Below are 12,839 nucleotides of genomic sequence, written 5' to 3'. Positions count from 1 at the left end.
CACCCCAGCCGCCCGGGCAACAGGGCGGACAGCGTCTGGGCAGCACGGAGCGCCTCCCGGCGACGTCGGCCGTCGCGACCGCTGCGCCCATCCGCTCTCGCACTCGTCCTTTATCAGCGGCTCGCCTTCACCGTCTTCACGATGGAGTCCACGGCGTCGATGGCCAGCGCGAGCACGATGAAGCCGCAGAACGCCACCTGCGCGTTCAACACCGCCCAGAGCACCGGCCCGCTCAGCGCGTCGCCCTGCGCGGCTAGCGCCTGCACGATCGCCGGGGTGTCGACCAGCTGGAAGCTCGTCAGCCAGAAGACGGCGAGCCCCGCGACCACGAGGTCGCTCACGAGCGTGACAGCCAGCAGGCGCGGCGTGTAGCGTCCCTCCACCAGCTTGAAGCTCTCGGCGCCGATGCACACGACCGTCCAGGCGATGATAACCCATGCCGACGAGCGGATGGCCTCGGCGTTGAAGGGGTCGAACGGCACGCCGTCGCCGCGGTGGCTGAGCGCGTTCAGCACGTCGGGGAACAGTAGGAACACGATGGCGCCCGCGATGGAGAACACGATGCCGGCCACCGCGTCGCCGCGCGCGGGGTTCTTCGTCTCGCGCGGCACGGGCGGCAGGTCGTCGAGCGAGCCCATCACCTCCACGTCCACGCCACGATGCGAGAAGAAGGCGAACAGCAAGGTGACGATCGCGAAGGCGAACACGAGCGCCGCGACAAGGGAGCCGATCCCTCCGAGCACGTTGCCGAGCACGCTTCCCTCCGCGCCCGTCGCGAGCGTGAGCACGCCGGCCACGATCATGCCGCCGGCCACGCAGGCGAGCACGATCTTCAGCACGTAGAGGTACTGCGCGTAGTAAGGCTGGCCGATGAGGCACGCGTCCTCGTCGGCGGTGTACTTGCGCACCATCTCGCCGGGGGTTCCCAGCTCGGTGAGCACGACGCGGACGTCCTTCGCCGTAGGCGGCAGGCCGCGGCAGCGCTCATCCAGCATGTCGGAGATGAGCGTGCGCAGCTCCTCGGCCACGTCGGCGCGCTGCTTGGCGGGCAGCCGGCGCGTGATGGCGTACAGGTAGCGCTCGATCAGGTCGTTATCGTTCGGCATCCTTGGCTTCCTTTCCTGGTTCGCGCCGATCGGCGCACAGCAGGACATTCACGCCGCTGCACAGCGCATGCCACTGGGCCTCCACCTCATGGAGCACGCGCAGGCCCTCGTCGGTGGTTCGGTAGTACTTGCGCGGCTTCGAGCCGCCGTTGTCCCATTCGCTTTGCAGCAGCCCCTGCGACTCGAGCCGGCGCATGAGCGGGTAAAGCGTGTTCGCCTCGATGGGAATGCCATGGTCGGCCAGCGACTTCACCAGCGCATAGCCGTAGGCCGGCTCACGCAGCTGGCCGAGCACCAGCATGACCAGCGTGCCGCGGCGCAGCTCCAGCACCATGCTCGACACCACGTCGTCGTGCCCCATGCCCTCTCCTTTCGCTTACTGTGTGTTACACACTATAACATAGAGCACACGATAATGTGTGTCGCACACTATAGAATCTGCTCGGCCCGGCCGGCAGCGCGAAGATCAAGGGGCGCTTCCAAGCCGTCGGAGGGTCGCAAGGCGCTCTGCTCCTTGGAGAACGGTAATAAAATCGGAGAAAATTTCTGATATTTTACCGTATCAGGCAATCAAGGTCCCGAAACCCCCTCCGAAGGCGGAAGAACCGCCCATTCCAGCGGGAAAAGCCGCTTTCTGTGCGGGTAGAAGGCAGGTTTCGGGTGCGCAATCTCAAGGTTCGGTAATATATCGAGAAAAAATCGCAGATCCTTTACCGTAACATCTCCGCAGCCTGGTATACGCTGGCGCTTCCGACGCCGTCGGACGATTGCGCGCAAGACGCATGGAGTATACTCGTCATCATCGATACTCGACCCGTCAGCGAAGGGGGCAGCCATGCACCGCATGACCGACCGCGAATTCGAATCGGCCGTCGAAGAGGCGCTCGCCAACATTCCCGAACGGTTCCTCGAGGCGCTGGAGAACGTGGCGGTGGTGGTGGAGGACGAGCCCGACGACTACCATTTCGACATCCTGGACGAGCCCGACTGCCGGGGCGCGTCGATACGCGACGACGAGCTGCTGGGCCTGTACGACGGCGTGTCCCTCCCCGACCGCGCCGACGGCTACGACGGCGACCTGCCCGACGTAATCACCGTGTTCAAGGGACCGCACGAACGTTGCTTCGGCTCGCGCACGGAGCTGGTGGCGGAGATCGGCAAGACGGTGGTGCACGAGATAGGCCACTACTTCGGCATCGACGACGCGCGCCTGCGCGAGATGGGCTATTAGGCATTTCCGGAAAAGAACGTGCGGCCTGCTTATGCGGCTGCGGCGTTTCCCTTATAATTCCCCCAGAACATCACCGAGAACGAGGAGGACACCCGCATGGATCCCAACAAGCGTCCCGAGGACATGGAGCGCATCACCACGCCTGAGCTGGCCCAGGCGTTCATCGACGAGCAGGTGGAGGCGATCCGCGCCCAGATCGGCGACCAGAAGGTGCTGCTGGCGCTGTCCGGCGGCGTGGACTCGTCCGTGGTGGCGGCGCTGCTGATCAAGGCCATCGGCAAGCAGCTCATCTGCGTGCACGTGAACCACGGCCTCATGCGCAAGGGCGAAAGCGAGCAGGTGGTCGACGTGTTCCAGAACCAGCTCGACGCGAACCTCGTGTACGTGGACGCCACCGACCGCTTCCTCGACCTGCTCGACGGCGTGGCCGAGCCCGAGGCGAAGCGCAAGATCATCGGCGCCGAGTTCATCCGCGTGTTCGAGGAGGAGGCCCGCAAGGTTGGCGACGAGGTGAGCTTCCTCGCGCAGGGCACCATCTATCCCGACATCCTGGAGTCCGACGGCGTGAAGGCGCACCACAACGTGGGCGGCCTGCCCGACGACCTGCAGTTCGAGCTGTGCGAGCCCGTGAAGCTCTTGTACAAGGACGAGGTGCGCGTCATCGGCCGCGAGCTCGGGCTACCCGAGGGCATGGTCGAGCGCCAGCCGTTCCCGGGCCCGGGCCTGGGCGTGCGCTGCCTCGGCGCCATCACGCGCGACCGCCTCGAGGCGCTGCGCGAGGCCGACGCCATCCTGCGCGACGAGTTCGCCGCGGCCGGCCTCGAGGGCAAGGTGTGGCAGTACTTCGTGAGCGTCCCCGACTTCCGCGCCACCGGCGTCCGCGACGGCGTGCGCGCCTTCGAGTGGCCCGCCATCATCCGCGCGGTGAACACCGTCGACGCCATGACCGCCGAGGTGCCGGAGCTGGATTGGGCGCTGCTCAAGAAGATCACCGCCCGCATCCTGGACGAGGTCCCCGGCATCTGCCGCGTGGTCTACGACCTCACGCCGAAACCTATCGGCACGATTGAGTGGGAGTAGGCCGACAGGGTTCTGACCTGCTCTTTTGAGTGCCGCACTATGCCGCTGAGTTTCGTTTCGTACGAGAGTCATGGCAAAGCCACCAGCGACAATGGTGAGTAAATACGACAATCTGGCCTCCGTTCCCGCGTTGGGACGGAGGCTTTTTCTTTGCCGTTTTACTCCCTTTCACCTGCGATTTCGCGATTTACTCCCCGTGTTTCAAGACAGCAAGGCACTGGGCGGTATTCGGAGGAAAGGGAGTAAGGATTTATCTCAAGTGAGTGGACGCACGGTTTTTGTCCCCGAGGACGAAAAGAGGCCGTTTCGGGGTCCGTGAAACTCAAATCGAACTCAATAGGCTTTTCGGCGGTCTCCATGCGGCGTTTCCCCAGGTGGTTAATGGGGAGTAAAGAATCTCGACGTCTCAATGGAGTCGGGAGTAATCAGGGGAAATGCCGCGGCGTACCGCCGTGTGACGCCGTGTAAGCTACCGCGTCGTTTACTCCTCGGACATGCCGGAAATGCCTTGGCACGCAATGGGGAGTAAAAACTCAGCATACTCAGGTGCGAGCGGCGCTCGCCGCCTAGCTTGGCGTCCTGATTCGGTTTTAGTGGTAGTGAAATGCGGAGAGCCGCTACAGCGAGGCTTTCCAGTCCTCGTATTCGTCGGCGTCGATCTCGCCGTTCTTGAGCTGCGCGCGCTTCTCTGCCCACAGCTCGATCGCCGTCGCGGCTTTGGGCGCGTGCGACGCCTTGGGGTTCAGGGAGAGGCCCGTGCCGTCGGCTGCGGGCACGATGCCGAAGGAGTCCTCGAGCCGCACGAGCAGCGACATGAGGTCGCCCGCGGTCTCGACGCCGTAATCCTTGAGGGCGTTGACGGACACGCCGAGCGCCGCGGAGATTGACTCGAGCAGCTCGGGCTTGACGGCGCGGATGCCGCTTTCGTAGTGGCGCACGGCCCCCTCGGTCAGCCCGACGGCCTCGGCGAGCTGCGCCTGCGTCATGCCGCGCGACTTGCGGTACCGCCTTATGTTCTCGCCTACGGACATGCGCCCTCCTCCTCGAAATACGTACCCGCACATCTTACCAGCGTACGCAAATGTACGCAATTCTATTGACAGTACAGATATGTACGTTTACTCTGAATCTGTAAACCGTACGTATCTGTACGCTATTGACAGGAGGAGCCATGGACGAGAAGGTGGCGAAGACGCCGAGGCCGCACATGCTGGACGCCGACGAGGTCGCGGAACTGCTGAGGATCAAGAAAGGCAGCGCCTACGAGGTGATCAGGAAGATAAACGCCGAGCAGCAGGCGCGCGGGCGCGTGGTTATCCGCGGGCGCGTCCGAAGCGACGTCTTCGACGCCCTGTACTTCCCGGAGGCGGACTGACATGCCCGTGTACAAGGACGACAACAACGGCACGTACTACGTGCAGTGCTACTACCGCGACGCCCGCGGCTCGAAGCGCCACAAGACGAAGCGCGGCTTCTCCTCCGAGGTGGAGGCCGCAGTGTGGGAGAGCCAGTTCAAGAGCCTTAACGGCGGGGCCATGGACATGACGTTCTCCGAGTTCGTCGAGGTGTACGCCTCAGAGGTGAAGCCGCGCATACGCGAGCACACGTGGATCACCAAGGAGTACATCATCAACGACAAGCTCGTGCCGTTCTTCGGAGACATGCGCATGTGCGACGTGAGGCCGATCGACGTCATCAGGTGGCAAAACGAGCTCACCGAGCACCGGGACGCCGACGGGAAGCCCTGGGCGCCGACGTACCTGCGCACGGTGAACAACCAGCTGAACGCCATCTTCAACCACGCCGAGCGCTACTACGGGCTCACCGACAACCCGGTGCGCAGGGTCGACAAGATAGGGTCGAAGAAGGGCGGCGAGATGCAGTTCTGGACCAAGGACGAGTACCTGAGGTTCAGCGAGGCAGTCATGGACAAGCCGCTGTCGTTCCACGCCTTCGAGCTGCTCTACTGGACGGGCATACGCTGCGGCGAGCTCCTGGCGCTCACGCCGTCCGACTTCATGCTGGAGAGCTCACGGCTGCGCATCAACAAGTCGTACCAGAGCCTCCACGGCGTGGACACCGTTACCGACCCCAAGACGCCCAAGTCCGTGCGCACGATCGTCATGCCCGCCTTCCTGCGCGACGAGATGGCGGAGTTCATCGAGATGCGCGACGACGTCGCCCCCGACGAGCGCCTGTTCGCCGTGACCAAGCACTTCCTGGCCCACGAGATGGAGCGCGGGTGCAAGGCGTCGGGCGTGAAGCGCATCCGCATACACGACATACGCCACAGCCACGTGAGCCTGCTGATCGAGATGGGCTTCTCCGCGCTGGCCATCGCCGAGCGCATGGGCCACGAGGCGGTGGACATCACCTACCGATACGCGCACCTGTTCCCCACGAAGCAGGACGAGATGGCCGCCGCGCTCGACGGAGCGAGGGGGTAAGCAAGATGCCGTGCGAGAACAGCGCCCGCAAGCGCAGCAAGACGATGGCGTTCCGCTGCACGCCCGAGGAGCGCAATCTCATATGCGAGATGGCAGCCTGGAGCGGCATGAGCAGGCAGGACTACATCATCGCCAAGCTCACCGATACCCAGGTCGAGGTGAGGCCCTCCGTGAGCGTGCAGAAGGCGCTGAAGGACTCGATGGCGGAGTTGGCCAAGGAGGTGCGGCTGGCGGCCTCCTACGGCGAACTGAGCGAGTCCCTGCAGCAGAGGATCGAGCTGGTGATGAGGTTCTTTCTGGCTCTCGGCGAGGAGGTTGACGCGCTTTCGACCAACGAACCGATGAAATCATCGATGGCAGCGTTAGAGATGTCTGGCATGGTTGCCAATGGGGACACGAGCATCTTCGATATGGGACGCGGGTAGATTGAGTCTTCAAGCTGCATCCGGCACGCAGTTCTCCATGCAATTTGGGACTAATAAGCGCAGGACATAAAGAGAGTGCTGGATGCAGGTCTTCAATCCGTTCCCGCGCTCTCTGGTCCTATCGTGCCGTCATCAAGCATCTTATTTACTCTGTGCAATATAATTCTGGATGCAAAAGATACCTGCACGGAGGTTTCCAACATGTCCAAGCTCAACATCGACCAGAAAACGATCAAGCTGCTCCTTACAGATAAGCATTCGGACTTCCTCATCCCAGATTACCAGCGACCTTACGCCTGGGGCGAAGACGAGTGCGCAACGCTATGGGACGACCTCTTCACCTTCGCGTTTCCTAACGACGACTGCGACGCTTTCGAAAGCACGAGTGATGAATACTTCCTCGGCCCTATCGTTACTTTCAAGAACGGCGCAGGTCAGCTTGAAATTATCGATGGCCAGCAGAGACTTACAACCATCATGTTGCTGCTTAGGGCGTTTTACGACAAGTTCGCAAACATGAAGGACAAGCAGTCAATTAAAGTGCGCGACTCGATTGCTGGCTGCGTCTGGAAGACCGATGAGTTCGACGACCCTGACATGGATGCGCTGAAAATCGATTCAGAGGTGGCGAGCGATTCCGACAAGGATGAGTTTCTAGATATATTGCGCCACGGCTCCGTGGGTCCCACGGCCCACAGCGCCTATTCACGCAATTACGCCTTCTTCTCTAAAAGAATGGCCGAAATGGCAAGCGAATGGCCAAGCTACATCGCGCTATTCGCCGCTCGCATTCTCAACAACGTGATCTTGCTTCCCATCGAGGCGGAGTCCCAGGACACCGCACTCAGGATCTTCTCGACTTTGAACGACCGCGGACTCCCGTTGGCAGACGCTGACATCTTCAAGAGCCAGTTCTACAAGCACTTCTCCGGCGAGGGCCGCAAAGACGAGTTCGTCACGCGTTGGAAAGCGCTCGAGGAAACGGCCAACCTCATTTTCAAACCGACCTCGGGCACACCGCTCGACGAGCTTTTCACCCGCTATATGTACTATCGCCGTGCCAAGAAGGGCATCCGAGACACAACGACCAAGAGTCTACGCGACTTCTACAGCGAAAACTCGTATGAAATCCTACGTGAGGACGCGACGCTCGACGATTTGGAGTCTCTGCTCGATTTTTGGAAGCGGGTTGATGCGCAGGAGGGCTTTTCCGAGCGGGTAACGCGCCGCCTATTCGTCCTCAATTACGCGCCCAACGGCATGTGGGCTTATCTATTGAGCACCTGGTTCCTGGCAAAGCGCAATACCAAAGGCGAGCTAGATGACGAAGAGCTTTACGATTTCCTTTGCTACATCACCGGATTCATCTACGCCTACTCACTTGAGCGTCCCGGCGTAAACGCCCTGCGCGGTCCCGTCTATCCCGCACTCATAGACATCGTAGAGGGCCGCAAGGTCGACTTTTCAGCGCATCTGTTCGATCGCGAGACAATTACAGGACGCTTCAGAAGCTATCAGTTCACCAACCAGCGTCGCTTCACGCGATCGATGCTTGTTTGGTGGGCCTACTCAGATCCTAAGCAACCTCTCATGGATTTGGACACAACACTCGAGATCGAACACATCTATGCAAGAAAGCGTAACGAGGTACACCCGCTATCCAATCGCTCAAACCTTGAAGCACTAGGAAATAAGGCGATGTTGGAGAAGCGCGTAAACATTCGCGCCTCAGATTACCAACTGACGGATAAACGCAAGTATTACGAGGGCTATGTGAACGATAAGGGCGTTGAGGTGTCGGGGACCGCCGTTCGCGAACTCGTGGAAATTGCGCGATGCGGCGACTTCACCGAGAGCGACATCGAAACGCGCACCGAGCGGATCATCACCGCTTTTGTCGAGTGGCTTGGCAAGTTGGACCTGTTAAGGGAGTAAAACTTGATCTATCTTCGCTTATCGGTCTTGGGCCTGGAGCGCTCGTTGCTTTTGCTCAATAGTCGGACGCTGCCGTCTACTGCCTGATAAAATAGTGTCATGTGTGTTTTAAGGGTGCCGACATGTTGATTTACGGCATCGAGAAAGGCTGGCGGTTGGGGTGAGTCCCGAGGAAAAAGCGCGTCTCGTTATCGATAAGAAACTAAAAGCTTCCGGATATGCTGTCCAGGATGTTAAAGAGTTCAATCCCATGGCGGCGTGTGGTGTCGTTGTCCGTGAATGGCAAACGACCACCGGCCCATGTGATTACCTTATCTTTATCGACGGCACCCCTTGCGGGCTGATTGAAGCTAAAGAACACGACAAGGGCGAGAAGCTCACGGCCGTAGCCGAGCAGACAAGACGCTACGCCGAGAGCGAATTCAAGTATGCCCCCACTGATATTGACATTCGTTTTGCCTACGAGGCGACTGATGTCTTAACCCGTTTTTGCGACTATCACGATAAGGATTATCGTTCTCGCGAGATTTTTTCCTTCCATCGACCGGAGCAACTTCGCGCTTGGCTGAAGGATTCCGATACCATCCGGAACAGGCTCAAGTCTTTCCCCGCCTTTGATACCACTGGTTTTCGTAAGTGCCAAGTGAATGCGATTGTTAATCTTGAAAAGTCGTTCGGGGAGAACCGTCCACGCGCGTTAATCCAAATGGCCACTGGTGCTGGCAAGACGTACACCGCCATCACCAACGTTTACCGCCTGCTCAAATTTGCCAAGGCCAAGCGCATCCTATTTCTTGTCGACACGAAGAACCTAGGGGAACAGGCCGAGGAGGAGTTCCGCAAGTACAAGCCCACCGACGATGCGAGGTTATTTCCCGAGCTTTACAACGTATGTCGCCTGACCTCTTCACAGATTCCCAATGGCTCCAACGTATGCATCAGCACCATCCAACGGATGTACTCCATCCTCAAGGGCAAAGAGCTTGACGAGGCAGACGAGGAATCTTCCCCTAATGAAGGTCGCATCGTCGGCGAGCCACGCGATGTTGAGTACAACTCAGCTTACCCACCTGAGTATTTCGATTTCATCATCATCGACGAGTGTCACCGTTCTATCTATAACGTCTGGCAACAGGTTCTCGATTACTTCGATGCCTTTCTCATCGGGCTTACCGCTACGCCCGACAAGCGAACCTACTCTTTTTTCAATCAGAACGTCGTGAGCGAATACACTCATGAAGAGGCGGTCATAGACGGCGTCAACGTCGGCGGCGATACCTACATCATCGAAACTGATGTGAGCAAGAACGGCGCGACTATCACCGAGCGTCTTGTTGAGAAGAGAGACCGCCTTTCCCGCGAGAAGCGATGGGAGCAGAACGACGAGGACCTGGAATATGACAAGGGCAAGCTAGACCGCGATGTCGTCAATCCGTCCCAGATACGCACCATCATCCGTGAGTTCCGCGACAAGGTTACGACGGTCATGTTCCCCGGTCGCAAGGAAATACCCAAGACGCTTATCTTTGCCAAAACAGATAGCCACGCGGACGACATCATCAACATTGTGCGCGAAGAATTCGGGCGCGGGAACGAGTTCTGCAAAAAGATAACCTATAACGCCGAAGAGGACCCCAAGTCTGTGCTTGCGGCATTCCGCAACGAGTTCTACCCCCGCGTCGCCGTAACCGTTGACATGATCGCTACCGGTACCGACGTCAAAGCTCTCGAGTGCCTCGTCTTCATGCGAGACGTTCGCTCTAGAAATTACTTCGAGCAGATGCTTGGTCGTGGGCGTCGTACGCTCGGCCATGATGACCTGGCTCGCGTTTCGCCGTCGGCGACAACGAACAAGTGCCGCTACGTGGTTGTCGATTGCGTTGGCGTCACGAAGAGTCTGAAAACTGAAACAAGGCAGCTCGACAGGAAACCCTCCGTAAGCCTGAAAGAGCTCATGATGAGCGTTGCCATGGGCGCGCGCGATGACGATACCGTCACCTCGCTCGCCGGCCGTCTTCTTCGACTCGCCGCCGTCATGGACAATGGCGAGCGAAAAAAGGCCGCTGAGCTTGCCGGTGGCGCCTCCGTGAACGACATCGCTAGAGATATGCTTGACGCTTTCGACGAGGACAGGATAGCAAAGGAAGCCGGGCTTATCTTTAGAGATGGTGCCCGAGAAGCAACCGAAGAAGAGCGAGCCAAGTTGGCAGATGCCCAGTCTCGGCTTGTCGAGAAGGCAATTAAGCCAATGTTCTCTGCCGAGCTGAGAAACTACCTCGAAAATGCGCGCAAGGCGCACGACCAGGTCATAGATAATGAGAACCTAGATGCTGTCATCTCATCCGGTTGGGACACCGATCGCGAGGACCATGCCAAAGAGGTCATCCAAACGTTCAGACAATTCCTTGCCGACAACAGGGATGAGCTGGACGCGTTGCAGATCATCTACGGCCAGACCTACAAGCAGCGCCCCATCACGCTGCGCATGGTCAAGGCCGTTCACGATGCGTTGAAAACGTCCCCCTATGGACTTTCCTGCGACATGGTCTGGCATGCATATGAGGTCGCGGGCGCACCCATCGCTACGGCACGAAGTGCTGTGGGCAAGCTTATGGACATCATTTCCGTTATTCGATTCGAACTCGGACAGGAAAAGATCCTAAGACCCTTCGAGGCGGGCGTGGCGGAGCGTTTCAAGAGTTGGGTCTTCTCCAAGAACGCAGGCCACGGCCAGTTTACCGAAGAGCAGATGGATTGGCTGCGTATGATTCGCGACCATATCTCTACCTCGGGAAGCGTGAGCTCTGACGACCTCGACTTGTCACCTTTCGGTGAGAAGGGCGGCCTCGGGCGTTTCTACGTCCTGTTCGGCGATAAGTACCAAGACGTTCTCGACGACATGAACTACGCGCTTGTCGCATAACACCTATTAGCTAGAAAGGCAGCGCATGAGCGCATCCACCATTAACCAGAAGATTTGGAACATGGCGACCGTCCTCTATAACGATGGCGTTTCCAACAGCGATTATCTCGAGCAACTCACCTATCTGCTCTTCCTCAAGATGGCAGACGAGTACAGCAAGCCCCCCTACAACAGGCCGACCGGTCTTCCGGAAGACTGTCGTTGGGAGTGCCTTGCGGGCAAGAGCGGCGCAGAGCTGTTCGACACCTATAAGAAGATGCTCGACAAGCTCGGCGCCCAGGGCGGCATGCTGCAGGAGATTTTTGCCGGGGCCCAAAACAAGATGAGCTCTCCGGCGATCTTGGCGCGAGTTATTCAGATGATCGGCACAGAAACGTGGACGGCTATGTCGCAGGACGTCAAGGGCGACATCTACGAGGGGCTACTTCAGCGAATAGCCGAGGACACCAAATCTGGTGCCGGGCAGTACTTTACGCCCAGGCCGCTCATCAACACCATCATCAAATGCGTGCAGCCTAAGCCTGAGAAAACCGTCTGTGACCCGTGTTGCGGTTCGGGTGGCTTCCTGCTGGCCGCGAAGAGCTACATAGAGGAAGCCTATCAGCTCGACGCCGACCAAAAGAAGTTCTTGAAGAACGAGGCATTCCACGGCTGGGAGATCGTTCCCGCCACGCGCCGACTTTGCCTCATGAACCTTTTCCTGCACAACATCGGTGACTTCAACGACGTTCCGCCCATCACAAGAAATGATGCGCTTCTTTCCGACCCTGGTATGCGCTTCGACTACGTGCTCACCAACCCGCCTTTTGGCAAAAAGGCGACGCTTAAGGCTGCTGCCGGCGAGGACGGCGAACTTGTCGACGAAGAGCTCTCGTACTCTCGCCAGGACTTCTGGGCAACGAGCTCGAACAAGCAGCTGAACTTTGTTCAGCACATTCATACTATCTTGAAGACTGGTGGCACCGCTGCCGTTGTCGTGCCCGATAACGTGCTGTTCGAAGGCGGTGCCGGCGAGACGGTGCGCCGCAAGTTGCTGGAGACTGCGAACCTGCACACTATCCTGCGCCTGCCAACCGGCATCTTCTACAAGCCGGGTGTGAAGGCCAACGTTATATTCTTCGAGAACCGACCCGGCAGCGAGCGCGTACAGACCCGCGAGGTGTGGATTTACGACTATCGCACGAACGTTCACCACACGCTGAAGCAGCACCCTATGACAGAGACCGACCTTACCGACTTCCTTGATTGTTATAAGCCCGGTCATATCGATGAGCGCGATGAGACCTACAGCGAGGACAACAACCCCGATGGTCGTTGGCGCCGATTCACTATTGACGAGATTATGGGCCGCGACAAGCTGAGTCTCGATATCACCTGGATCAAAACCGGCGAGGACATCTCCGAGATTGCGCTTTCGGATTTGCTCGCAAGCATTCACGAGAAGAGCGACGCGATTGCCGACGCTGTGGAGCAGCTCGAGGCGCTTCTGGGGGATATCGAGGACTAATGGACACCAAGAAACTGCGTCAAAAACTGTTGGACCTTGCCATCCACGGCAAGCTTGTTCCCCAAGACCCGAACGACGAGCCCGCTAGCGAGCTGCTCGCGCGTATCCACGCGGAGAAGCTCGCCATGGTTGAGCGCGGCGAGCTCAAGCCTAAGGACGTCAAAAACGATACTGTGATTTATTTC

At 58.9% G+C, this 12,839-nt stretch carries 12 protein-coding genes; 9 read left to right on the top strand and 3 right to left on the bottom strand.

Features of this window, described 5'->3' with window-relative positions:
* Positions 1 to 113 precede the first annotated feature (113 nt).
* Positions 114 to 1,106, bottom strand: a complete 993-nt coding sequence (locus tag GPA_RS14465; RefSeq protein ID WP_015540338.1) for a hypothetical protein — start codon at positions 1,104 to 1,106, stop codon at positions 114 to 116.
* On the bottom strand, positions 1,093 to 1,467 hold the full coding sequence (locus GPA_RS14460; RefSeq protein ID WP_015540337.1) for a PadR family transcriptional regulator: 375 nt from the start codon (positions 1,465 to 1,467) through the stop codon (positions 1,093 to 1,095). Before GPA_RS14460 ends, GPA_RS14465 begins: the two co-directional genes overlap by 14 nt.
* A 474-nt stretch (positions 1,468 to 1,941) precedes the next feature.
* Here GPA_RS14460 and GPA_RS14455 point away from each other — a divergent pair, with 474 nt between their 5' ends.
* A complete protein-coding gene (locus GPA_RS14455; protein WP_015540336.1) occupies positions 1,942 to 2,337 on the top strand; it encodes a metallopeptidase family protein in 396 nt (131 codons plus the stop codon).
* Positions 2,338 to 2,433: 96 nt separating this feature from the next.
* Positions 2,434 to 3,417, top strand: coding sequence for a glutamine-hydrolyzing GMP synthase (gene guaA, locus GPA_RS14450; protein WP_015540335.1), 984 nt, complete (start codon positions 2,434 to 2,436; stop codon positions 3,415 to 3,417).
* A gap of 617 nt (positions 3,418 to 4,034) precedes the next feature.
* On the opposite strand, the gene GPA_RS14445 is transcribed toward guaA, so the two are convergent.
* A complete protein-coding gene (locus tag GPA_RS14445) occupies positions 4,035 to 4,448 on the bottom strand; it encodes a helix-turn-helix domain-containing protein (protein WP_015540334.1) in 414 nt (137 codons plus the stop codon).
* 140 nt (positions 4,449 to 4,588) lie between these two features.
* Here GPA_RS14445 and GPA_RS14440 point away from each other — a divergent pair, with 140 nt between their 5' ends.
* The 7 genes from GPA_RS14440 to GPA_RS19545 all read left to right on the top strand — a co-directional run.
* The gene (locus tag GPA_RS14440) at positions 4,589 to 4,792 is read left to right on the top strand and encodes a hypothetical protein (RefSeq protein ID WP_015540333.1); all 204 of its coding nucleotides are present in this window, start codon (positions 4,589 to 4,591) and stop codon (positions 4,790 to 4,792) included.
* Between the two features lies 1 nt (position 4,793).
* Entirely contained in the window at positions 4,794 to 5,864 is a 1,071-nt protein-coding gene (locus GPA_RS14435) for a site-specific integrase (RefSeq protein WP_015540332.1), read from the top strand.
* Between the two features lie 5 nt (positions 5,865 to 5,869).
* Positions 5,870 to 6,289, top strand: coding sequence for a plasmid mobilization protein (locus GPA_RS14430; RefSeq protein ID WP_015540331.1), 420 nt, complete (start codon positions 5,870 to 5,872; stop codon positions 6,287 to 6,289).
* 201 nt (positions 6,290 to 6,490) lie between these two features.
* Positions 6,491 to 8,224 (top strand): DUF262 domain-containing protein, encoded by a 1,734-nt coding sequence (locus GPA_RS14425; RefSeq protein WP_015540330.1) that lies wholly within the window; start codon positions 6,491 to 6,493, stop codon positions 8,222 to 8,224.
* A 160-nt stretch (positions 8,225 to 8,384) separates the two neighbouring features.
* The gene (locus tag GPA_RS14420; protein WP_041239712.1) at positions 8,385 to 11,147 is read left to right on the top strand and encodes a type I restriction endonuclease subunit R; all 2,763 of its coding nucleotides are present in this window, start codon (positions 8,385 to 8,387) and stop codon (positions 11,145 to 11,147) included.
* Positions 11,148 to 11,172: 25 nt separating this feature from the next.
* Positions 11,173 to 12,654: a type I restriction-modification system subunit M gene (locus tag GPA_RS14415; RefSeq protein ID WP_015540328.1), complete on the top strand. Its 1,482-nt coding sequence runs from the start codon at positions 11,173 to 11,175 to the stop codon at positions 12,652 to 12,654.
* A partial coding sequence (locus GPA_RS19545) for a hypothetical protein (protein WP_041239711.1) occupies positions 12,654 to 12,839 on the top strand: 186 nt, incomplete at its 3' end. The genes GPA_RS14415 and GPA_RS19545, both read left to right, overlap by 1 nt.

Origin of the sequence: Gordonibacter pamelaeae 7-10-1-b, assembly GCF_000210055.1 — a bacterium.
GTDB classification, from domain to species: domain Bacteria; phylum Actinomycetota; class Coriobacteriia; order Coriobacteriales; family Eggerthellaceae; genus Gordonibacter; species Gordonibacter pamelaeae.
Note: the sequence above shows the minus strand (reverse complement) of the source record. Positions and strands in the feature narration are given on the sequence as shown.

Coding starts and splice junctions, on each gene's coding strand:
- GPA_RS14430 (WP_015540331.1), top strand. CDS start 5,870: ATGCCGTGCGAGAACAGCGCCCGCAAGCGCAGCAAGACGATGGCGTTC.
- GPA_RS14465 (WP_015540338.1), bottom strand. CDS start 1,106: ATGCCGAACGATAACGACCTGATCGAGCGCTACCTGTACGCCATCACG.
- GPA_RS14425 (WP_015540330.1), top strand. CDS start 6,491: ATGTCCAAGCTCAACATCGACCAGAAAACGATCAAGCTGCTCCTTACA.
- GPA_RS14460 (WP_015540337.1), bottom strand. CDS start 1,467: ATGGGGCACGACGACGTGGTGTCGAGCATGGTGCTGGAGCTGCGCCGC.
- GPA_RS14440 (WP_015540333.1), top strand. CDS start 4,589: ATGGACGAGAAGGTGGCGAAGACGCCGAGGCCGCACATGCTGGACGCC.
- GPA_RS14435 (WP_015540332.1), top strand. CDS start 4,794: ATGCCCGTGTACAAGGACGACAACAACGGCACGTACTACGTGCAGTGC.
- GPA_RS14415 (WP_015540328.1), top strand. CDS start 11,173: ATGAGCGCATCCACCATTAACCAGAAGATTTGGAACATGGCGACCGTC.
- GPA_RS14445 (WP_015540334.1), bottom strand. CDS start 4,448: ATGTCCGTAGGCGAGAACATAAGGCGGTACCGCAAGTCGCGCGGCATG.
- guaA (WP_015540335.1), top strand. CDS start 2,434: ATGGATCCCAACAAGCGTCCCGAGGACATGGAGCGCATCACCACGCCT.
- GPA_RS14455 (WP_015540336.1), top strand. CDS start 1,942: ATGCACCGCATGACCGACCGCGAATTCGAATCGGCCGTCGAAGAGGCG.